The organism is Paraburkholderia tagetis (assembly GCF_022213065.1).
In the GTDB taxonomy this organism is placed as follows: domain Bacteria; phylum Pseudomonadota; class Gammaproteobacteria; order Burkholderiales; family Burkholderiaceae; genus Paraburkholderia; species Paraburkholderia tagetis.
This window is the reverse complement of the sequence record NZ_JAKLJA010000007.1, coordinates 17,463-37,814: the sequence shown is the minus strand read 5'-3', so window position 1 is coordinate 37,814 and position 20,352 is coordinate 17,463. Positions and strand designations below refer to the sequence as shown.

The following is a 20,352-nucleotide window of genomic DNA, read 5'->3' as shown; positions in this document are numbered from 1 at the left end:
CTGAATGCCGCACGGCCCGCGCCGCCAGAAAGCGAACGCGGGCCGTGAAGCCGGCAGGACGGGCCGCCTTGGGGTCCGTCTTGCCGAAGACCGGGCCAGGTGGGCGCTATTCGCGCATCAGATAGCCCAGCCGCCCAGGTAGAACGCCACGAGCACGGCGGCGATGATCACCGTGCCGACGTTGAGCTTGCGGAACTCGCCGCTCACCACGCGGCCGATCACCAGCGTAGCGAAGCCCAGCATGATGCCCGTGACGATGTTGGCGGTGAGCACGATGAACACGGCGCACACGAGGCCCGACATCGCATCCACCATGTCGGCCATGTCGAGGCGGGCGACGCTCGAGAGCATCATCAGGCCCACGTACATGAGTGCCGGCGCCGTGGCGTAGGAAGGCACGAGGCCTGCGAGCGGTGCGAAGAACATCACCGCGAGGAACAGCGCGCCCACCACGGCTGCGGCGAGGCCCGTCTTGGCACCCGCTGCCACGCCCACCGTCGACTCGATATAAGCCGCCGCCGGTGCGCCGCCGAAGAAGCCCGAGAAGATCGAGCTGACCGAGTCGGCCGTGAGTGCGCGTCCGCCGTTGATGATGCGGCCGTTGGCGTCGAGCTGGCCGGCCTGGCCGGCCACGGCGCGGATCGTGCCGGTGGCGTCGAACACGGCGGTCATCACGAGTGCCAGCACGCTCGGCAGCACGGCGAGCGACAGTGCGCCCTTGATGTCCATTGCGCCGATCAGCGAGGCATGGCCCGGCGCCGAGAGCGACGGCCACGCGAACACGCCACGGAAGCTCACAGCGGGATCGATCGCGAGACCGAGCGCCGAGATCGCGACGATCACGATCAGGATCGAGCCCGGCACGCGGCGGCGCACGAGACCGAAGATCGCGGCGAGACCAACCACGGAAAGCATCGCCGGCAGCGCTGTGATATGGCCGAGCGTGACCGGCAGGCCGGCACCCGGATTCTTGACGACGAGACCCACGTCATTGGCGGCGATCAGCAGCAGGAACAGGCCAATGCCGATACCCGTGCCGTGCGCGATGCCGTGCGGCAGGTTGCGCAGGATCCACGAACGCACGCCGGTCACCGAAATGCCCGTGAATACGAGGCCCATCAGGAACACGGCGCCGAGCGCGACTTCGGGCTTCAGGCCCTTGCCGAGCACGAGGCCGAACGCGGTGAACGCGGTGAGCGAGATCGCGCAGCCGATGGCGATCGGCAGGCGCGCCCACAGACCCATGAGGAGCGAGCCGAACGCCGTGGTGAGACACACGGCGACAAAGACCGCGCTGGTGTCAAAGCCCGCCTTGCCAAGCATGCCCGGCACGACGAACACGGAATACACCATCGCAAGGAAGGTGGTGATGCCGGCCACGCTTTCCTGGCGCACCGAGCTGCCGCGCGCGGCAATGTCGAAATAGCGGTTGAGGAAACCGGTCGAGCCAACGGCATCGACGGCATCGCCTTCGCGGATCGCAGCGGTAGCAACATCTGCCATCGGCTGTGCCTGGGGTTCCATCATGGTGAGTCCTCCTTTATCAGCATGCTGAAACGGCCCGCGATTATGTTGCGGGTCCGTCATCAGGTTCGTCTCGTCTGGATTGACTAGTGGTGTCGACGCCAGCCAGGCGCGCCTTGCGGCGCGCTATACCCATTCATTTATTTGACATGTTTTTACAGGGTCGAAGATTAGGCGAACCCGTCCCATGCTCCCATCGCGCGAATCACATTGAGGACATGCCGCGACGCTTATATCGCCGTACATCGGGCACGAAGCACCGCCGGGCCTCGTGTTTACCCCGGTGCGCCGGCACGCTTGCCCCGGATTGCGCCTCACTCCCGCCCAGACGGCCCCGCGACAAGGTTTTTGTCAGCAGATTAGCGGCGGTTTGGGCCGGAATAAGGCCCCATGCGGGTTAAACTCTCACGCACCCCGACCCGGTTTTCCCCCTCGCCGCGCGCCACGCGCCGGTCGCTCATGGAGTTTCTGTTGATGAGAGGCGGTTTCGCACGTCCCGTTATATCCCTTCAGCACGCCCTCGCCCTGCTCTTGCTGGTCGCGCTGTCAGGCTGCAGCCTGTTCTCGACCCAGGCGCCCGCGCCCATCGTCGAGGCGCCCGTCGGCGTGAGCGAGACCGAACCAATCGCCAGCGAGCCGGAAATGGCCTCCGCACCCGAGATCGCGAGTGAGCCAGCCGAAACGCCCGAAGCGAAGCCCGCACCCAAGAAGCCTCGCCCCGCGCCCATCCGGCGCCGCCGGCCCGCGCCGCCGCCGCCCGTGCCCGCGAGCGCGCCCACGCCCCCCCCGCCCGCCCCGCTCGTGCAGACGCACACCATCGATCGCGGCAGCTTCCGCACGCTGCTCGACAGCGAAGTGCAAAAAACCGACGGCAAGGTCGTGGGCCGCGCCGTGGACATGGTGGCCGGCCCCGGCGGCAAGCCGCAGGAAGTGGTCGTGAACCTGCAGGGCTTCATGGGCGTAGGCGACCGCAAGGCCAACTACCCGTGGAGCGCCGTGCACATCAACACGCAGGCGAAGACGCCAGCCATCACGCTCGCGCTCACGCCCGCCCAATTGCAGATTCCCGACCGGCCCAAGTCGGGCGCGCCGCAGCCCGGCACCTCCGAGGCAAGCCCGACGCGCCTGCCGATGCTCGACGCCAACGTCGAGCGCGCCAACGGCGCCAAGGTCGGACGCGTGGTGGACGTGCTGATCGGCGGCAGCGCCGACCCGCTCGCGGTCGTGCTCGACGTGAGCGGCACGCTGGAGAAGCGCCGCACGATCGCCGCCGACTGGTCGGCGCTGCACTTCGTGACGAAGAACAACGCGCTCGAAGCCCAGCTCGAGATGAGCGACCAGCAGATCGACGCCTCGCCCGCCTATGCGAACGATCAGCCGGTTCGTACCGTCAGCCCCGCAGCAGCACCGGCCGCTCCTGCAGTTCCCGCGCGCGGTGACCAATGAGAGGTACGACGCATCCCACGCCCAGTCTGCGAAGCGTGCGCGCGCTCGACTGGCTGAACTTTTTCGTCGCGAACGTGCAGACCGGCTTCGGCCCGTTCATCGCCTCCTATCTCGCTTCGCACAAGTGGACCCAGGGCGAAATCGGCCTCGCGCTCTCGGTGGGCACGATCAGCGCGATGGTGAGCCAGGTGCCGGGCGGCGCAGCCGTGGACGCCCTGCGCAACAAGAAAGCCGCCGCCGCCTGGGCGATCATCGCGATCATTCTCTCGGCGGTGCTGCTCGCCTCGAGCCCGACCGTCGTGCCGGTGATGGCCGCCGAAGTCTTCCATGGCTTCGCGAGCTGCATGCTCGTGCCGGCCATGGCGGCGCTCGCGCTGGCGCTGGTGGGCCGCCAGAACCTGGGCGACCGGCTCGGGCGCAACGCGCGCTGGGCCTCGATCGGCAGCGCGGTCGCGGCGGGCCTGATGGGGCTGTGCGGCGAGTACGTCTCGCCGCGCGCGGTGTTCTGGCTCACGGCGGCGCTCGCGCTTCCGGCGCTCGTCGCGCTCGCCATGATCGAGTACGACAAGCACGCCAACGCGCCCAGGCCCCTGAAAAACGGCAAGGCCGACAAAGCCACGACGGCCACGCATGCCGCGCTCGCGGACGAGCCGCGCGAGACTCTCTTCGATTTGCTGCGCGACAAGCGCATGCTGACCTTCGCGGCCTGCGTGGTGCTGTTCCACCTCTCGAACGCCGCGATGCTGAACCTCGCGGCAGGCGAAGTGACGGCCGGCATGGGCGACAACGTGCAGCTCGTGATCGCGGCGTGCATCATCGTGCCGCAAGCGATCGTTGCGTTGATGTCGCCTTGGGTAGGCCGCACCTCTCAGCACTGGGGCCGCCGCCCGGTGCTGATTCTCGGCTTTAGCGCCCTGCCGGTACGCGCGCTGTTGTTCGCCGCGGTCGGCAACCCGTACTTCCTCGTGCCGGTGCAGATGCTCGACGGCCTCTCGGCCGCTGTGTTCGGCGTGATGCTGCCGCTCATCGCCGCCGACGTGGCGGGCGGCAAGGGACGCTACAACCTGTGCATCGGGCTCTTCGGGCTATCGGCGGGGATTGGCGCCACGCTTTCCACCGCGCTCGCGGGCTTCATCGCCGATCACTTCGGCAATACCGTGAGCTTTCTCGGCCTCGCCGCGGCCGGTGCGGCAGCGGTGCTGATGGTCTGGCTCGTCATGCCCGAGACACGCGAAGCGCTCGAAGACGAAACCGTCGGCGACAAGACGGCGGAAGACGGCGGCACGAAGCCGGCGGCATGAAGGCGGAATGAGTGCGCAGTTCGCTGGCCCGGCAGCGGGTCAGCGACGCAGGCAAGGCACTGAGATGGCTACTGAAGACGATAAAAAGATCACGGCCTGCATCGAGTAATCGATGCAGGCTCGAAGCGGACCTGCCGCTGGACCCACCGCTGCAACCTGGAAGCGGCACTCAAGTGGCCGCTTTTTGCGCCTTGTGCGCCGTACTGCGGACCATGGCGGACCATAATGCGGACCATAGCGGACCGTTATACGGCCATCGAGCCGCACTTACGCCGCGAGCGCCTCGTCGAGACGCGCAGCCACGACGCCGCTGGGAAAGGCGTCCAGCTTGCTCGCGAGGATCATCGCGTCGGCGTTGGCCGGACGATGACGGCGGTTCGGGCTCGGGCGGAATACGGCGTCGCCGCGGCGGATCTTCTCGCCGGTGAGCGCGCAAACCGCGCTGCGGCGCGCGGTGCAAACCCGCCACAACTGGTCGGAGTAGCGCCCATATGTGGCGTCGCTCCAGCAGACGGTGATGCTTTCCGGATCATGACGCCGGATCAAAGTGATGCCCTGAGCATCCCACGAACGCACGGTGGCGCGGCGCCGATTGGCCGCTTCCGAAGCGCTACGCGTGATGGGTACCGGTTTGCAACTCCTGATGCAATCGGGCTCGCCGGTCGAGCTGCCAGGCTCGGATGCGGCGGACAGAAGATCAATGGTTTGTTGCCATGCGCTGCCGGTATCTAATTTCGTCATAATGCACCTCGTGCACGTGGAAACGATTCAAATATGCCGGTCGAATAAGCATTCTGCCACGCCCGGATTATAGCGTGCGATTCTCGCAAGCCACAGAAAAAACTGAATATTCACACGATAATTTCCGAATGCGAGACAAATGAACCCATCAAGCTTTCTGGCGTAATTGTAGGCAGCAATGGTAGTTTCTTTACATTTACTCGCGCGACTTTTTTGCCGATCTGTTGATCTTTAACATTTCCCACCCGGAAAAAATAACCGGAGACGCGCCCCACTGCGTCTTAGATGGCAAGGCACGGGCAATACCATTGCGCGCCATGCAAAGGCACGCGGCACCTCTACGCCGGGCAGGCCTCTGCGGGCGCCACGACCATCACCGGGCGCTATCGCCGCAGCACCGCTCTTACTGGTTGCCGCTGTGCGATCAATGAAACGCATGTCCGTTTCATGACATACGCATATTGAGATTTCGCATTGTGCAAAGCAACCGGAGGCGGGAATTGTCGCACATGGCATGCGGATCCCTGGAGAACAGGAATTCGAGACTCGCCTCTATTTCATGAGGTATTAATCGAAAATAAATTGTGCTTTAACCGTTTTGCCATGCACCTCCCAGGTACCGCTATGTGTCAGCATGAATACCCACTGCGAATGCACCGAATCGGTGAGGCTCGAGCAATAGCAACAGAAGCAACCTGATTCCCAATCGAAATTAACAATTCAATTGACGTCTAATACGCGCGCGAATGGCATACAAGCTTGCGTAATGGTCGATCGACACCGGGCGGCGCCGCTTGCGTTGCGGCAGACACCCAGGCCGGCGCAGCAGTTGGACGCGCAACGATTCAGGCTGGCCAAGCCGGCTTCCTAGCGTGTGCTTCACAGCGGGATTCATCGAAGCGGCGCCAGGCGTCAGGCCCCGCGCCCTTGATCGAGAAATTCGGCCGCGCGGCGCTTGAGCATTGTGCCGAAATCGTCGAGCCAGCCGATCGACAGACGCCAGCTTTGCCAATACAGCTCGACGTCGAGCGCGCGTCCCGGCGTGAGTTCGACGAGCTCGCCGCGCGCGAGGTGTGGCGCGATCATGCGCTCGGGGCACATCCCCCACCCCAGCCCGCTCATGCAGCAGCGCAGAAAACCCGCCACATGTGGAATCCAGTGCAGCGGCGCGTCCACCTGCGCACGCGTGATACGCCGCACGAAGCGCTTTTGTAGCTGATCTTTGGGATTGAACTCCACGCACGGCGCGCGGCGCAGCGCCTCGCGTCCCACGCCCGCGGAAAAATAGCGCTCGAAAAAGGCCGGCGAGCAGACCGCGAGGTAGCGCATGCGCCCAAGCCGCGTCGAGCGGCAGCCTTGCACGGGCTCGGCCTGGGTTGTCACCGCGCCCTGCACGCTGCCGTCGCGCATACGCTGCGCGGTATGGTCCTGATCGTCGATCACGAGATCGAGCAGAATGCCGCGCTCGACACAGAAGCCCGCCACTGCGTCGATAAACCAGGTGCCCACGCTGTCGTCGTTGACCGCGACGCGCAGCGTGGGGCGCGACGCGTCGAGTGCCCCGGCGACCGTGGGCATGCCGCCGCCCAACTCCGCTTCGAGCAATTGCACGCGCTCGGTGTGGCGGCACAGCAGCGCGCCCGCCGCCGTGGCCACGCAGGGCTGGCCGCGCTTCACGAGCACGGCGCCCACGCGCTCCTCCAGCAGCTTCACGCGCTGTGAGACCGCCGATGGCGTGACGTTGAGCGCGCCGGCCGCGCGGTCGAACGATCCGTGCCTGACCACGGCGGCAAGCGCGTCGAGCAGCGCATAGTCTAGCATTAGCATTCCTTAATCCGGTTTAATAAAATGAGCTTTGCTTAAGCAGGCCACGGCGGCAGACTAACGCTGTTTGCTTCCTCTGTCCACGCGCCCGCCACAACGTCCCGGTCCGCTCGCCCGCTCTGTCGATGCGACGCGTTCCGTCACGTTGTGCCTTGCGCCCCTATTTCGGCCACTGGCCGCGCAACGATCATGAACTGGCTCGCTTTTTCGCACGGCGCGGCGCTCTGCGCCTCGCTCATCGTCACCATTGGCGCACAGAACGCCTTCGTGCTGCGCCAGGGCATCCTGCGCTCGCACGTCGGCAAGATCGTGCTGCTCTGCACGCTCTCCGATTTCATCCTGATCGGCGCGGGGGTGGGCGGCGCTTCCGCGCTCGTCGAGCGCTATCCCACCTTCGTGCATGTCGTGCTTTATGTCGGGCTCGCGTGGCTTGTGTGGTTCGGCATCGGCGCGCTGCGGCGCGCGGTGAAGCCCACACATGCCGTGCTCGAAACGGCGAACGCGCAAGAGGCGCCTGAGACGCGCGTGCAGCGCGCCTGGCCGATCATCCTGATGACGCTCGCGTTCACCTGGCTCAATCCGCATGTCTACCTCGACACGTTTCTGCTGATCGGCACGGCCGGCGCCCGCGAGCCACAAGGCAGCCGGCTCGCGTTCGCGATCGGCGCGATGTGCGTGAGCGCGGTATGGTTCATCGGTCTCGGTTACGGTGCGCGCGTGCTCGCCCCGCTGTTCCGGCGCGCCGGCGCATGGCGCGTGCTCGACGGTGCGATCGGCGGCATGGTGCTCTTCATCGCATTCGCCCAGTTGCGCTGACGCGCGATGGCAAAGCGTCGTGCTCACACGCGATGTGTGGGCACGAGGCGACACGCTAGCTGACACGCCAGCTTTTTCGAGTAAGCAGCCGCCCATAACATGTCCGATAAATGTCCGACAAAAATAAAAGCGCGCGCGGCGATTATTCAATTCATTGAAATACACTCGGCAGTCGTTCAGCGCTTTGAAACAGCGATAACAACGACAACGTCCGCAATGCACAGCGAACTGCTGCTGCGCGAAAGTCAGTGGCACGTAGCAGCATCCGTCTTGCCTCCTCCCCTTACAATGGCGCTCGAACAACGCGCGTTGTGCCGCGCGTTTGCAGCCCGTTCTGCAATCGATGCAGCACGCACGTCAAGTTCCGCACCGGCTTCGGCGCATCGATGACACAATTGCCTCGCCCGACGCGATAACCGTACGACACGACCACCGCCACAAGCCTTCTCTGGGGATGCTTTCAGATGGACGTTCAGGTACTCGAAGCCTTCGATACGGCGCAATTAATCCCTGATTTCAATGCGCCGCAACTGCCGAGCGAGCGCCCCGACCGCGCGACGCTCGACGCCGCCGAGCACAACACACGCCACTGGACGAGCCGCGAACATGGCCCCCTCGTGCCCGGTTCCGACGTGCACCGCCGCGAGACCTGCCGCATGTTTCGCGAGACCTTCAACCCGTACCGGCCCTCGGTGCTCGAATGGCCTTCGCTCGAGCCCGCCGCGCTCAAGCGCATCGTCGAGTTGCCGATCTGGGACATCGCGGTGCAGACCGAGGGCAAGGCGCGACTACGCATGGCGGCCTACGCCGCGACGGTCGACGACGCCGACATGCGCGCCGTACTCGCGCTCAACGCCTGGGAAGAAAACCGCCATAAGGAAGTGCTTTCGCGCATGGTGCAGGCCTATGGCATCGTGCTCGCGAGCGAGCCGCCCTACGTCTATCCTAAGGATGCCGAATGGGCCTATCTGGTGACGGGCTACAGCGAGTGCGTGGACAGCTTCTTCGCGTTCGGCCTTTTCGAAGTCGCGCGGCGCTCGGGGCTTTTTCCACCCGAACTCATCGACACGTTCGAGCCCGTGATGCAGGAGGAATGCCGCCATATCCTGCTGTTCGCGAACTGGGTCGCGTGGCACCGTGCGCGGCTTTCGTGGTGGCGGCGCATCGCCTTCGAACTGAAAGTGGCGCGCGTGTGGGCTTTTCTCGGCTGGGAGCGCATCGGCCTCGCACGCACGATGGACGCCGAGGGCAACGAGCATCAGCAGGACAACAACTTCACGGTGAATGGCGCGCAGTCGGTCTCGGACGTGGACATCAACGTGCCGGACCTCATGTGTCTGTGCCTGGAGGAAAACGACCGGCGCTTCTCGGGCTACGACACGCGTCTACTGCGCCCGGAGACGATGCCGAAGCTCGTGCGCTTCGCGCTGCGTTTCATGCGCCCGCGGCCTTCCACACCTTCGGCATCGTCGACGCGGAAAAGCTGACGCATCGTCACGCGCGCACCTTCGAAGCGGCGTTCGCGCCTGCGCCCGAAACATCGCTTACATCGCGCACATCTCTCACATCGCTCGCACCAAACAACGCGCCCACGCGTCCGGCATCGGCAATGCGCCACGCGGCATCGAGCAACGCACGCGCCTCGCCTTCGCTCGCCGCATGCGAGAACGCCGCAAGACGCACGAACTTCGTCGCCAGCTCTTCGCGCGAGAGCGTGTTGCCGGGGTCGCCCTTGGGCTCGTCCACGCGCGCGTGCAGCGTGCGGCCGTCGCGCGTGGTCACGGTGACCTTGCCGATCCAGCGCGCCGGATACGCGCGATCCACTTCTTCGTCGAACGCCATCGTCACGCGCTCGCGGAATGCGGCGATCTCCGCTTGCGCGTAGCCGTGCTCGAACTCGTTCACACCCGCATAGCCGCGATACGCGCACAGGCCCAGCACCGTGCCCATATTGAACTTCGCCTGGTGGACCGTGTTGGGCACCGTCACGCTGCCCAACACGTCGATGGCGCCCTGATGCACGTGAGCGGTCACGGCGGCAATGTCGTCGGGCGCGAGCCGATGCCCGGTCATCGCGGCGAGCAACGCATCGGCAGCCGGATGCGTATGGCGGCAGGCCGCGTGATACTTGAACGAGGTCTCGACGGTCGCCCAGCGTTCGCCGAGACGGTCGACGAGCTTCGCCGGGTCGGCGTCGCTCGACATGCCCGCAGCCATGCCCTGCGCGCCTTCGAGAATGCGCTGCGCGCCGCGAAAGCCATCGGCGGCAAGCTGGGCGGCCATCAGCCCGTTGGCGGCGGCCATGGCCGTGTGCAGTTGCTTGGAGTCGGCCGCGTCGCGCAGGAACTCCCACAGGCCGCTGGCCTGGGTGCCCGCCGAGCCGAACGCGTCGAGCATCTGCCCGGGCGTGAGCTTCAGGAGGCGCCCCGCGGCCGCTACCGCCGCAATCGTGCCCACCGTGCCGGTCGTATGAAATATTTTGTAGTGCGAACGCCCCATGAATTCGCCGACGCGGATGCCCACTTCATAGCCCGCCACCGAAGCCGCGATGAACTCGCGCCCCGAAGCGCCCATCGCCTGAGCGAGCGCGAGCGCAACCGGGAACACCACGGTTGCGGGATGCAGCACGGAGCCGTTGTGCACGTCGTCCTGCTCGACGAAATGCGAGGCGGCCGCGTTCATCATCGCCGCGAAATAGGGCGTGCTGCGGCTGCGGTCGATCACGACATCGCACGTATCTTGAGGACTCGGCGCGCCGTGCGCCGCGCGAGCGAAACGCGCAATGGTTTCGACGGGGCGCGCGCCCTTGCCGCCGAGCGCGGAGCCGAGCCAGTCCACATAGAGGTTGACGGTGCGCTCGACCACCATCGCGGGGATGGCGTCGAAGTCGAGCGTGGCGGCAAAGGCCGCAAGCGTGCGGCTGGGATGATCGATCATGGCTGGATGCATTGCTGCTTGAGTGTCGGTTTGCATGACGGCTTGTGCGGTATGCGTTCGAAGGTTTGACTCATGCAAAGGTCGCGGTGGCCTGCATCGTCAGATAGCCCTCGTGGTCCTTGGCCCAGAGTTCAACCGAGCGGCCATCTTCGGCCGGCTTGCCGCACAACGTGAACGCATTGCCGCCGAACGTCGGACGCACGGCGCGAAACGCAAACGAAGCGACGGTCGCGTCCGGACGCTCGCGGTGCACGAGATCGAGCAGCAACGTGGCGATGAGCGGGCCGTGCACGATGAGCCCCGGATAGCCCTCTTCCTGCGTGACATACGGAAAATCGTAGTGAATGCGATGACCGTTGAAGGTGAGCGCCGAATAGCGGAACAGCATCACGGCGTCGGCCACGAGCGTGCGCGACCATGTATTTCCCGCAGGCGCCAGGATGGGTTTCGGCGCGCTCGCGCCGGGCTGCGGAGCGTCGCGATAAACGATGTCGTGCTCTTCCTCGATGCACACTGCACCCGCCGGATCGTGCAATGCTCCGTAACGATGTTGCACCGTCACGAACACGAGCCGGCCGCTGCGCCCGGTCTTGTCTTCGATACTGGCGATCGTCGAAGTGCGCTGCGCCGTCTCGCCCGCGCGCAGCGGCGCATGGAACGTGAGGCGGCCACCCGCCCACATGCGGCGCGGCAGCGCGACCGGCGGCAAGAAACCGCCGCGCTTCGGGTGGCCGTCCGGGCCCACTTGCGCGAGCGGCGCCACCGGCAGGAAGTAGAGCCAGTGCCACAGCGGCGGCACGACGTTGCCGGGCGCATCGCGGTCGAGTGTCGCCGCGAGCGCGCGCAGCGGAAACGACGTGATTTCGTCGGTGAGCGTTTCGGTCTTGTCGAGCCACGCTTCGAGCGGCAAGGCTTGAGGTGCTTCTGATTCCGATTGGGACACAGTCATCCTCCGTTGCGGGAACGAATACCAACGAATACCAACGAATACGAATCAGGCCTCGCCGCGCAGATGCGCCGACGCCTCGTCCTCCACACGTTGCCACAATTCGAACGACATGGGCCGCTCGCCTTCTTCGAGCAGGTGCCCGACGAGCCCGATCGCGCGCGCCATCACGCCGAAGCCGCGCACGATGCGCCACGGAAAGCCGAATTCGCAGCAGATCGCGCCGACGGCGCCCGTGGCGTTGATCGGCAGCGCCCTGCCCGAAACGCGCTGCGCCTCGGCGCCGATCAACTGCATGAGCTTCACATAGTCGCCCGACAAGCCGTTCTGCGCCGCGAGTTCGAACAGGCGCGGTGTGCGCGGGTCGATGGGCTTGTGCAGCGGATGACCGAGACCCGGAACCGGCGTGCCGCGCGCGCGCCATGCGGCCACCGTGTCCACCGCGAGTTTTTCGAGGTCGTCACAACGCGTACCGTAGGGCAATGCTTCGGAGAGCATACGACACGCGCCCTCCATGCTGCCCACGAATACCGAGCCGAGCCCGCACAGCCCCGCCGCCACGGCCGCCTGCAACGACTCGGGCGCACCCGCATAGGTCATGCGCGCGGCAATCGCGCTGGGCGTCATGCCGTGCTCGACGAGCGTGATGACGATGGCGTTGAACATCGCGGATTGCTGCGGCGTCGCGGTCTTGCCGGTGAGCTGCAGAAACGCGAAGTCACCCAGATTCATATGGCCGAGCACTTCGTCGGGCAGACTCTTGCCGCGCACGACGATGCGATCGGGCGTGCTGTATGCGATATCGGAGCGCACCAGCGGTTTCGGTTGACGGGCCATGACTGCGGTTCCTTCGTGTTCGTGTTCGGTTTCGGTTTTGTTTCGATGATGACGCGGACTGCGTTCAACGTAGCGTCGCGGTGCCGTTGTTGAGCACCACGACGTCGCGCTCGACCACACGCGCGCGGAAGCTCACGGCGTTGCCGTCGCGCCAGATCTCCGTGCAAATGGTCTCGCCCGGATAAACCGGCGCGGTGAAACGCGCGTGAAAGCGCGCGAGCCGTGCCGGGTCGCTCGCGCACAGCGTCTTTAGCACCGCGTGCGCGGCCACCGCCCATGTGGCGAGGCCATGCAGGATGGGCCGCTCGAAGCCGGCCGCGCACGCGACTCGCGGGTCCGCGTGCAATGCGTTGTCGTCGCCGCACAGACGGTAGAGCAGTGCCGTCTCCGGCCGCGTCGACAAAGTACAGACATGATCGGCCACGCGCTCGGGCACTGCGGGCGGCGCGGCGGGCGCGTCATCGCTCGGGCCGCCGAGCGCGCTGAAGCCGCCGTCGCCGCGGCAGAACGTGAGCTGCGTGAGCGTGGCGTAAAGCTCGCCCGTGGCCTTGTCGGTAATGCTACGCTGAATTTCGAGCAGCGCGCCCTTGCCTTCGCCCTTGTCGACCACGCGCGCGATGCGCGAGCGGCCAATCACCGTGGCCTCGCGCGGCAGCGGCTTGTGAATCTCGATGCCCTGCTCGCCATGCAACAGGCGCACCCAGTCGATGCCGCTCTTCGGGTCGCGCGCCCAGAAGCCGGGAAAGCCGAGCACCACGGCGAAAGTCGGCGGCACGCGCAGCTCTTTCTCGTAGACGAACGCGAGATCGTCGGGGTCGACGGGATCCGCGCCGTAGCCCACGGCAAGGCTATAGAACATCGCGTCGCGTGCCGTGTAGGTCTGCTCGATGTCTTCGAACGGCCAGTTGCACAAGGTGTGGTAATCGATCGTCATGGCTGCGCCATAAATAATAACTACGGATTGCTAATGACACGTCATGCGTTGCGCGCCGGCCACTTGAAGAGCGGCTCCGCCTTCTCGCGAAAGCGCCTGACCGCCTCCTGGTGGTATTCGGTGGTGAACGCGATGCCCTGCGCCGCAGCCTCGATTTCCAGCATCGAGCGCAAGTCGCCGCCCAGCGACTGATTCAGCGCGCGCTTGGCGAGGCCGAACGCAACCGGCGACGCGGCGGCGAGGCTCACCGCCACCTGCGCCGCACGCGCATGCAACCGGTCCGGCTCGACGATCTCGAGCACGGCGCCCATCGCCTGCGCTTGCACGGCGTCGATCTCGCGCGCCGTGAACACGAGATCCTTCGCGCACGCGAGGCCCACCACGCGCGGCAACGTATAGAACGCGCCGCAGTCGGGCACGAGCCCCACTTTCATGAACGGCATGCAAAAGCGTGCGCGCGTGCTGGCGATCACGAAATCGGCGGCGAGCGCGAAGCTGAAGCCCGCGCCGTAGCACACGCCGTCCACCGCCGCGATCACGGGGCGGTCGAGATCGATCAGCATGCTCACCCAGCCATGCAGGTCGTCGATGCGCTCGCGCCCGGCCTGGGCGCTCGTCACGTTCATGCCGCGCACGTCGCCGCCCGAGCAGAAGTCGCTGCCCGCGCCGCGCAGCACCACGGCGCGCACGCCACGGTCGGCGCGGATGCGCACGACCGCGTCATGAAGCTCCGCACGCATGGCCACGTTCATGGCGTTCTTCGCTTCGGCACGGTTGAAGCACAGCGTCGCCACACCGTCTTCGATCGTGACCAGCAAGGTCGAGTCGCTCATGCTGGGGCTCCCTCCACGTGCGCCAGTTCACCGAGCGCCTTGTCGAGCGCCGTGAGCAAATGCGCGGGCTCGACGCCCGCGAACTCCACGTCTTCGCGCGCAAGGAATGCTTCGATATGCGCACCGCACGCTTCGCGCGTGGCGGCCAGCCCCGCGAAGCCGTCTTCGAGCCATGCCACGGAGCGCAGCGGCCGCGGATGCCAGTCGCCGTTCACGATCGCGCGCTGCACCACACCGTCGCGCACCAGCAGGCTCAGCCAGATGAGTCCGGCGGGCGCCTTCTCGCGGCCCCGGACAATGCGGTCGCCGCTCTGCGTGATCGGCCCATAGCGCGTCGCTTCGCTCTTCTCGTGGAACCAGGCATCGTCGATCAGCTCGCTCGCGTATTGCTGTGCATAGGCGCGTTCCGTTTCGCCCAGTTCGCCCGGCGCGAGCGCGATATCGCCGAATGCGCGGCGCACGCACGCCTGGACCCACGCGCGCAGTTCCGTCTCGCTCACCGCGCGGCCCAGTTCCTGCTCCAGATACGTGTAGCGCGAGCCGAGGTCCTTGAGCTTCTTGTCCTTGACCTTTTCGGGCGCCATCGGCATGGCACGCGCCGCGACAGCCGTGTCGATCGCCTTCACGTTCAGCAGGATGCGGAACGTGAGCACACCGCTCTCGATCTTCATCGACGTAGCGACCAGCTTGCGGCCATCGATTTCGACGTCGTTGAGCGGCCGATACGACGCCGCGAGCCCGAACACTTCGCGCAGCGCTTCGGCCACATGTCCGAGGACGGCCGGAAAAGCGGCCGCCGCCGTGTCCGGCACGCCTGGCAAATCGACCGGCAGATACAGCGCGAGAAACGCGGAGCCGCTGCCCGCGTAGATCGCCCCGCCGCTGCTCACGCGCCGCCTTGCGAGCACGTTGCTGCTGCGGCAGAACGGCAGGTCGAGCACCTGGTTCGGGTCTTCGTTGACGCCCACGGTAATGCTGTCGCCATCGAATACGTTCAGGAGTACTGTGGGCGGCGCGATCCGCTCGGCCACCGCGCGCTCGACGGCGGGCGAAATCGAGGTCGAAAAATCCGCGTAGTTGTGGTTGCCCACCACGTAGCGCCACGGCGCCGGGGCTGTTGTTCCGTTCATGTTGTCTCTTTCTCCTGATGCGCTCCCTTGCGGTTGTCCTGCACCAGCGCGCTGCCTTCGAGCTTCTCGACCGCCTCGATGGCGTCGGCGTGAATCAGCGTCTGGCGCTTGAAGCGCTCGGCAATGGCTTCCCTATCGCCGGGCGCGCCTTCCACGAGCAGCGTGAGATGGTCGCCGCCATGCGCCTTCGAGCCCACCACGAGCCGGTAAGCGCCCGTCGCGCCCGCGACGCCGAGCAGCACGCTCCTCAGCTCGGACGGATACACCTTCACGCCCTTGATCTTCACCATCGAATCGACGCGCCCGAACACCACGCGCGGCAGCGACACCGTGCGGCCATGCACGCTCGCCGTGCGTTCGAGCACCGTGAGGTCGCCGGTGCGATAACGCACGAGCGGCTGCAAATCTTTCTTCAGATGCGTGAGCACAAGCTCGCCGCGCTCACCGTCCGGCAGCGGCGTGCCGGTGTCGGGGTCGATCACCTCGGCATAAAGCAGTTCGTCGAAGATATGCACGCCTGCTCCACCTGGAAACGTGCGCGCGACCGGCAGACATTCGGACAACGAATAACTGTCGACGAGCAGCGTGCCCGGCATGGCGGCCCGCACGCGCGCATAGAGCGCCTCGTTGCCGCTGAACGGCTCGCCGCCCGCGAAGAACACGCGCGGCACGGGGCACCCTGCCTCGATCAGCTTGAGCGCGTGCGTGGGATTGCCGGCGAGCACCGTCACGCCGCACTGGCGCGCCACCTGCGCCGCGCGCTCCGTTTCGCCTGGACCGTGCGGAATGCACGCGACGCCGCGCGCCTCCATCTGGCTTTGATAAAAGAGCCCCGCAACGAACAGGTGATAGCCGAACGTGACCATGCAAACGTCGCCGGGGCCAATGCCGCAGGCGTCCAGATGCTGGCCGCATGCGGCTTCGATGGCGCGCAAGTCGGCCGCGCTGTGCAGGATGGGCACGAGCGCCGATCCCATCGGCGTGAGATGCACGCGCACGGGCGGCACCTGAGGCGCGAATGCCCCATAGCCTGGCTTGCCCATCTCTGCCACGAACTGCGCGCGCGACATGAGCGGCACGCGTTCGGCGAACTCGGCCGTGCTGGCCACGCTGCGCGGCAGGCGTCCTGCGTAGAACGGATGCGTGTGCAGGCGTTCGAGTTGCAAATTGAGCGCATCGAGCGAATCGTGCATGTCCCCTCCGTGGTTGAGGCGGCCGGCGATGCCATGCCGCCAGCCTCGTGTTTCGTGCGCCGCGCACGCGAACTTGCGCGCGGCGCCATTCATGCGGCCAGCCTTACGTAAGCATTAGGCCCGCTTTATGTCAGCCTTATGCCGCGCGCTCGAAGATCGCAGCGATGCCTTGCCCGCCACCCACGCACATCGTCTCGAGGCCATAGCGGCCCTTGCGGCGCTGCAGCTCGTAAAGCAGCGTTGTGAGCATGCGCACGCCGGTCGCACCGATCGGATGGCCGAGCGAAATACCCGAACCGTTCACGTTCAGGCGGGACTCGTCGTGCCAGCCCCAGCCCTTGAGCACCGCGAGCACCTGGCATGCAAATGCTTCGTTCAATTCGACGAGATCGAGCTGATCGAACGTGAGACCGGTTTTCTGCAGGAGCTTTTGCGCCGCGGGCACCGGCCCGATGCCCATCGTCGCGGGCTCGCAACCCGAGGCCGCCCAACCCGTGAGATAGCCGAGCGGCGTGAGGCCCAGCTTGTCGAGCTGGTCTTCGGCCACGATCAGGCACGCGGCGGCTGCGTCGTTCTGCTGGCTCGCATTGCCCGCCGTCACCGTGCCGCCCTTGATGAGCGGCTTGAGCTTTGCGAGCGAAGCCTCGCTCGCATCGGCGCGCACCCCTTCATCGCGTGCGAACAGCACGGGCTCGCCCTTGCGCTGCGGCACCGAAACCGGCACGACTTCTTGCGCGAAGCGGCCCGACTCCCATGCCGCCGCCGCGCGTTGATGGCTGCGCACCGCGTAGGCGTCCGCCTCTTCGCGCGTGATGCCGTAATCCTTCGCGAGGTTCTCGGCCGTTTCGATCATCCCCGAGATGTAGCCGAAGCGCGCCTCGGGCTGCGAGCGTTCGCGGCCGCGCTCGAGCCGGTCGTGCATGCGCACCGTGCCCGAACGCGCGCCCCAGCGCATGTCCATGGTGTAGTACTCGATGTTGCTCATGCTCTCCACGCCGCCCGCCACCACCACGTCGGCGGCACCGCTCTGGACCATCATCGCGGCGGTGACCACGGCTTGCAGGCCGCCGCCGCAGCGACGGTCGAGCTGCATGCCCGGCACCTGAACCGGCAGCCCCGCTTCGAGCGCGGCCCAGCGGCCGATGCAAGGCGTCTCGCTGCTGGCATACGACTGCGCGAACACCACGTCCTCGATACGCGCCGCGTCGATGCCGCTGCGCGCGATCGTCTCGCGCAGCACCGTGGCGGCCAGCGTCTCCACCGCAACGGGGCGCAGACTGCCGCCGAAAGTGCCCACCGGCGTGCGCACCGGCGCAACAATAGCTGCTCTTCTCATTTCGTCATCCTCTCTATTTGTTCGATTCCCTTCTGTATCGATCATTCGTGCGGGCTCATGCCGCTGCTCAAGCCACTATTCAGGCGGCCAGTGCGTCGCGCTGCGCGTGATGCTCGGCCGCCAGCGCCTCGCGAAACTCGGGCGGCGCGATCGCGAGCATCCGTTCGACGCGCTGCGCCAGCGTCAGCCCGCGCAGGTCGGCCACGCCGTGCTCGGTCACGATGACCGCCGCGTCGCTGCGCGGCGTGCTCACCGGCCCGGACAGGCGCGCCACGATGCGGCTCCCGTGACGCGTACTCGATGCGAGCGCAACGATCGCCATGCCCCCGCGCGAACGCGCCGCGCCGCGCATGAAATCGAGCGCACCGCCCACGGCGCCCACATAGCGCCCCGCCGCCACCTCCGCGTTCACCTGGCCGCTCAGATCGACTTCGAGCGCCGAGTTGATCGCGACAAACCGGTCGATGCTGCCGAGCACGTCGATGTCGTGCGTATAGGCCGTCGAGCGGAATTGCACCTGTGCGTTGCGATGCGCGAAGTCGTAGACGCGACGCGAGCCCATCATCGTGCCCGCGATGCACACGCCCGCGTCGCGCGTCTTGCGCGCATTGGTCACCACGCCCGCTTCCACGAGACCAGCGATGGCGTCGCCGATGGTGCCCGTATGCACGCCCAGATCGCGCCGGTCGCTCAGGCGCGCCGCAATCGCCTCCGGCAGCGCGCCGAGCCCGAGTTGCAGCGTCGCGCCGTCTTCGACGAGGTTTGCTACGCGGGAGGCGATGCGCGACTCGACCTCCCCTGCCTGCGCCACCGGTACTTCGAGCGGCATGCGTTCGGTGTGCACGAGCACGTCGAAGTCCTCGGCGCGCAGCATGCGCTCGCCGTAGGTCCACGGGGCCGCTGCGTTCACTTCGGCTATCACCACGCGCGCGCTCTCGATGAGCGGCACGAGATACTCGTGCGCGATCGAAAGGCTATAGCGGCCCGCTTCGTCCGCGGGCGCGACTTGCAGCAGCAGCACGTCAACGCGGTTCGGCCCGTGCTTGAAGACCTCGCGGAACTGCGAATAGTGGCACGGGAGAATATCGAGAACCCCTGCGCGTTCTAGCCGGCGGTTCGTGCCCGCCGCGCCGTAGGCGAGAAAGTCCACGACATCCGCATGCGCGGGGTCGAGCGTCTCGGACCACGACGCGCCGATGAACACGCGAAAGCGCCCGCCTCCATCGCGCTCCCCACCCCGCGCGGCGATGGCGTGGCGCTGCGCCATCAGTTGCGCCGTGAGCGTGCAAGGCTCCGCGCCGCACTGTCCCCACGCGACGAGGTCGCCGGGCCGCACGTACCGTGCGAAATCGAGCACACCTGCCTCGACGACCCGCGCGGCGCGCGACATCAGACCGGATCCCAGCTGAAGACGTCGGCGGAGACGTCGAGCGCATGGAACGAGCCGCGCAGCGCCGGCATGGCGTGCTCCGCGATCGTCTCGGGCGTCCAGCCTTCGCCGCGATGGACCGAGCGCACGGGACGCGGCTGGCTCATCAGGAAGATCTCATTGTTGCGCACCGCGAAAATCTGTCCGGTGACATCGGCGGCCTGCTCGCTCGCAAGGAACACCGCGAGCGGCGCGATCTTCGCGGGCGTCATCTGCTTGATCTTTTCGACGCGTGCTTCCTGCTCCGGCGAATCGATCTTGATCGAGTTGATCATGCGGCTCCACGCGAACGGCGCGATGCAATTAGATCGCACCCCGAATTTCTGCAGATCGAGCGCGATGGATTTCGAAAGCCCCGCGATGCCGAGCTTCGCGGCGCTGTAGTTGGCCTGCGCGAGATTGCCGATCAGGCCCGAAGTCGAGGTCATGTGCACGAAGGCGCCGCTGCGCTGATCCTTGAAGTGGTCGGCGGCGGCGCGCGACACATAGTACGAGCCGTACAGGTGCACTTTCACGACCGCGTCGAATTCCTCCTCGCTCATTTTGTGAAAGAAGCGGTCGCGCAGAATGCCCGCGTTGTTCACCACGCAGTCGATGCGGCCGAACACATCGAGCGCGTTTTGCACGATACGCGCGGCGCCTGCAGCATCGGCCACGCTGTCCGTATTGGCCGTGGCCTGCCCGTCGAACGCCTTGATCTCGTTCACCACGGCCTGCGCGGGGCCGTCGTTGTGGCCCTCGCCCGTGAGCGACGCACCCACGTCGTTGACCACCACCCTGGCGCCCTGGCGCGCCATCGCCAGGGCGATGTCACGTCCAATTCCGCCGCCCGAGCCCGTTACCACCACCACCTTGCCTTCCAGCATTCGTTGCGTCGTCATCTTTCGTGCTCCTCCGGCCCGCGTTGCACGGGCATCCGTTCAAATGAAGGTGTTGTGTCGGCGCGTACCGTCTCGTGTTTTTACCGCGCCGTAAGCCCTGCTTGTCTTTTTGCAGCTTGACGCAACGCGCGTGCGCGCACAATTTGGATATGCCGAACGCCCGATTCGTCCACGATTAACCCGTAATTCCGCTAATGGCGCGCGTTGCGCTGCGGCGCAATAATGCGCAAGATCCGCGGAGTCT

General features: G+C 66.2%; 17 protein-coding genes. 4 read left to right on the top strand and 13 right to left on the bottom strand.

The features are described from left to right. Positions 1–117 precede the first annotated feature (117 nt). Positions 118–1,527 (bottom strand): NCS2 family permease, encoded by a 1,410-nt coding sequence (locus tag L5014_RS11465; protein ID WP_420800056.1) that lies wholly within the window; start codon positions 1,525–1,527, stop codon positions 118–120. A gap of 471 nt (positions 1,528–1,998) precedes the next feature. Between L5014_RS11465 and L5014_RS11460 the strand changes: the two genes are divergently transcribed. Then, positions 1,999–2,970 carry a PRC-barrel domain-containing protein gene (locus L5014_RS11460; RefSeq protein ID WP_238463743.1) on the top strand — a complete coding sequence of 324 codons (972 nt, stop codon included), beginning with the start codon at positions 1,999–2,001 and terminating at the stop codon, positions 2,968–2,970. After that, positions 2,967–4,271: an MFS transporter gene (locus tag L5014_RS11455; RefSeq protein ID WP_238463742.1), complete on the top strand. Its 1,305-nt coding sequence runs from the start codon at positions 2,967–2,969 to the stop codon at positions 4,269–4,271. The genes L5014_RS11460 and L5014_RS11455 overlap by 4 nt, the downstream gene beginning before the upstream one ends. Positions 4,272–4,538: 267 nt before the next feature. Here L5014_RS11455 and L5014_RS11450 read toward each other — a convergent pair whose 3' ends face one another. After that, positions 4,539–5,012, bottom strand: coding sequence for a DUF3331 domain-containing protein (locus tag L5014_RS11450; protein ID WP_238463741.1), 474 nt, complete (start codon positions 5,010–5,012; stop codon positions 4,539–4,541). A gap of 912 nt (positions 5,013–5,924) precedes the next feature. Then, the gene (locus L5014_RS11445; RefSeq protein WP_238463921.1) at positions 5,925–6,833 is read right to left on the bottom strand and encodes a LysR family transcriptional regulator ArgP; all 909 of its coding nucleotides are present in this window, start codon (positions 6,831–6,833) and stop codon (positions 5,925–5,927) included. Between the two features lie 192 nt (positions 6,834–7,025). Between L5014_RS11445 and L5014_RS11440 the strand changes: the two genes are divergently transcribed. Together L5014_RS11440 and L5014_RS11435 are read left to right on the top strand one after the other, a co-directional pair. Further along, positions 7,026–7,652 (top strand): LysE/ArgO family amino acid transporter, encoded by a 627-nt coding sequence (locus L5014_RS11440; protein ID WP_238463740.1) that lies wholly within the window; start codon positions 7,026–7,028, stop codon positions 7,650–7,652. 464 nt (positions 7,653–8,116) lie between these two features. Further along, entirely contained in the window at positions 8,117–9,139 is a 1,023-nt protein-coding gene (locus L5014_RS11435) for a ferritin-like domain-containing protein (RefSeq protein ID WP_238463739.1), read from the top strand. 7 nt (positions 9,140–9,146) lie between these two features. Here L5014_RS11435 and L5014_RS11430 read toward each other — a convergent pair whose 3' ends face one another. The 10 genes from L5014_RS11430 to L5014_RS11385 all read right to left on the bottom strand — a co-directional run bounded on the left by L5014_RS11430 (position 9,147) and on the right by L5014_RS11385 (position 20,093). Next, positions 9,147–10,589 (bottom strand): MmgE/PrpD family protein, encoded by a 1,443-nt coding sequence (locus L5014_RS11430; RefSeq protein WP_238463738.1) that lies wholly within the window; start codon positions 10,587–10,589, stop codon positions 9,147–9,149. A 70-nt stretch (positions 10,590–10,659) separates the two neighbouring features. After that, positions 10,660–11,538 carry an HTD2 family dehydratase gene (locus L5014_RS11425; RefSeq protein WP_238463737.1) on the bottom strand — a complete coding sequence of 293 codons (879 nt, stop codon included), beginning with the start codon at positions 11,536–11,538 and terminating at the stop codon, positions 10,660–10,662. 45 nt (positions 11,539–11,583) lie between these two features. Continuing rightward, positions 11,584–12,372 carry a citryl-CoA lyase gene (locus L5014_RS11420; RefSeq protein WP_238463736.1) on the bottom strand — a complete coding sequence of 263 codons (789 nt, stop codon included), beginning with the start codon at positions 12,370–12,372 and terminating at the stop codon, positions 11,584–11,586. A gap of 64 nt (positions 12,373–12,436) precedes the next feature. Beyond that, a complete protein-coding gene (locus L5014_RS11415; RefSeq protein ID WP_238463735.1) occupies positions 12,437–13,306 on the bottom strand; it encodes a MaoC/PaaZ C-terminal domain-containing protein in 870 nt (289 codons plus the stop codon). 41 nt (positions 13,307–13,347) lie between these two features. Then, positions 13,348–14,139 carry an enoyl-CoA hydratase/isomerase family protein gene (locus L5014_RS11410; protein ID WP_238463734.1) on the bottom strand — a complete coding sequence of 264 codons (792 nt, stop codon included), beginning with the start codon at positions 14,137–14,139 and terminating at the stop codon, positions 13,348–13,350. Continuing rightward, complete coding sequence (locus tag L5014_RS11405) at positions 14,136–15,269, bottom strand: lipoate--protein ligase family protein (RefSeq protein WP_238463733.1); 1,134 nt, start codon at positions 15,267–15,269, stop codon at positions 14,136–14,138. The genes L5014_RS11410 and L5014_RS11405 overlap by 4 nt, the downstream gene beginning before the upstream one ends. Further along, positions 15,266–16,462 carry a phenylacetate--CoA ligase family protein gene (locus tag L5014_RS11400; RefSeq protein WP_238463732.1) on the bottom strand — a complete coding sequence of 399 codons (1,197 nt, stop codon included), beginning with the start codon at positions 16,460–16,462 and terminating at the stop codon, positions 15,266–15,268. Before L5014_RS11400 ends, L5014_RS11405 begins: the two co-directional genes overlap by 4 nt. A 136-nt stretch (positions 16,463–16,598) precedes the next feature. Further along, positions 16,599–17,798 carry an acetyl-CoA C-acetyltransferase gene (locus tag L5014_RS11395; RefSeq protein WP_238463731.1) on the bottom strand — a complete coding sequence of 400 codons (1,200 nt, stop codon included), beginning with the start codon at positions 17,796–17,798 and terminating at the stop codon, positions 16,599–16,601. A 79-nt stretch (positions 17,799–17,877) separates the two neighbouring features. Continuing rightward, positions 17,878–19,188: an acetyl-CoA hydrolase/transferase family protein gene (locus L5014_RS11390; protein WP_238463730.1), complete on the bottom strand. Its 1,311-nt coding sequence runs from the start codon at positions 19,186–19,188 to the stop codon at positions 17,878–17,880. Beyond that, the gene (locus tag L5014_RS11385) at positions 19,188–20,093 is read right to left on the bottom strand and encodes an SDR family NAD(P)-dependent oxidoreductase (RefSeq protein ID WP_238463919.1); all 906 of its coding nucleotides are present in this window, start codon (positions 20,091–20,093) and stop codon (positions 19,188–19,190) included. Before L5014_RS11385 ends, L5014_RS11390 begins: the two co-directional genes overlap by 1 nt. Positions 20,094–20,352: the final 259 nt, after the last annotated feature.

Excerpts from the sequence above, each read along its gene's own strand:
- L5014_RS11395 (WP_238463731.1), bottom strand. The coding sequence starts at position 17,798 with ATGAGAAGAGCAGCTATTGTTGCGCCGGTGCGCACGCCGGTGGGCACT.
- L5014_RS11435 (WP_238463739.1), top strand. The coding sequence starts at position 8,117 with ATGGACGTTCAGGTACTCGAAGCCTTCGATACGGCGCAATTAATCCCT.
- L5014_RS11405 (WP_238463733.1), bottom strand. The coding sequence starts at position 15,269 with ATGAACGGAACAACAGCCCCGGCGCCGTGGCGCTACGTGGTGGGCAAC.
- L5014_RS11445 (WP_238463921.1), bottom strand. The coding sequence starts at position 6,833 with ATGCTAGACTATGCGCTGCTCGACGCGCTTGCCGCCGTGGTCAGGCAC.
- L5014_RS11440 (WP_238463740.1), top strand. The coding sequence starts at position 7,026 with ATGAACTGGCTCGCTTTTTCGCACGGCGCGGCGCTCTGCGCCTCGCTC.
- L5014_RS11420 (WP_238463736.1), bottom strand. The coding sequence starts at position 12,372 with ATGGCCCGTCAACCGAAACCGCTGGTGCGCTCCGATATCGCATACAGC.
- L5014_RS11430 (WP_238463738.1), bottom strand. The coding sequence starts at position 10,589 with ATGATCGATCATCCCAGCCGCACGCTTGCGGCCTTTGCCGCCACGCTC.
- L5014_RS11390 (WP_238463730.1), bottom strand. The coding sequence starts at position 19,188 with ATGTCGCGCGCCGCGCGGGTCGTCGAGGCAGGTGTGCTCGATTTCGCA.
- L5014_RS11460 (WP_238463743.1), top strand. The coding sequence starts at position 1,999 with ATGAGAGGCGGTTTCGCACGTCCCGTTATATCCCTTCAGCACGCCCTC.
- L5014_RS11450 (WP_238463741.1), bottom strand. The coding sequence starts at position 5,012 with ATGACGAAATTAGATACCGGCAGCGCATGGCAACAAACCATTGATCTT.
- L5014_RS11385 (WP_238463919.1), bottom strand. The coding sequence starts at position 20,093 with ATGCTGGAAGGCAAGGTGGTGGTGGTAACGGGCTCGGGCGGCGGAATT.
- L5014_RS11455 (WP_238463742.1), top strand. The coding sequence starts at position 2,967 with ATGAGAGGTACGACGCATCCCACGCCCAGTCTGCGAAGCGTGCGCGCG.
- L5014_RS11400 (WP_238463732.1), bottom strand. The coding sequence starts at position 16,462 with ATGCACGATTCGCTCGATGCGCTCAATTTGCAACTCGAACGCCTGCAC.
- L5014_RS11425 (WP_238463737.1), bottom strand. The coding sequence starts at position 11,538 with ATGACTGTGTCCCAATCGGAATCAGAAGCACCTCAAGCCTTGCCGCTC.
- L5014_RS11410 (WP_238463734.1), bottom strand. The coding sequence starts at position 14,139 with ATGAGCGACTCGACCTTGCTGGTCACGATCGAAGACGGTGTGGCGACG.
- L5014_RS11465 (WP_420800056.1), bottom strand. The coding sequence starts at position 1,527 with ATGATGGAACCCCAGGCACAGCCGATGGCAGATGTTGCTACCGCTGCG.
- L5014_RS11415 (WP_238463735.1), bottom strand. The coding sequence starts at position 13,306 with ATGACGATCGATTACCACACCTTGTGCAACTGGCCGTTCGAAGACATC.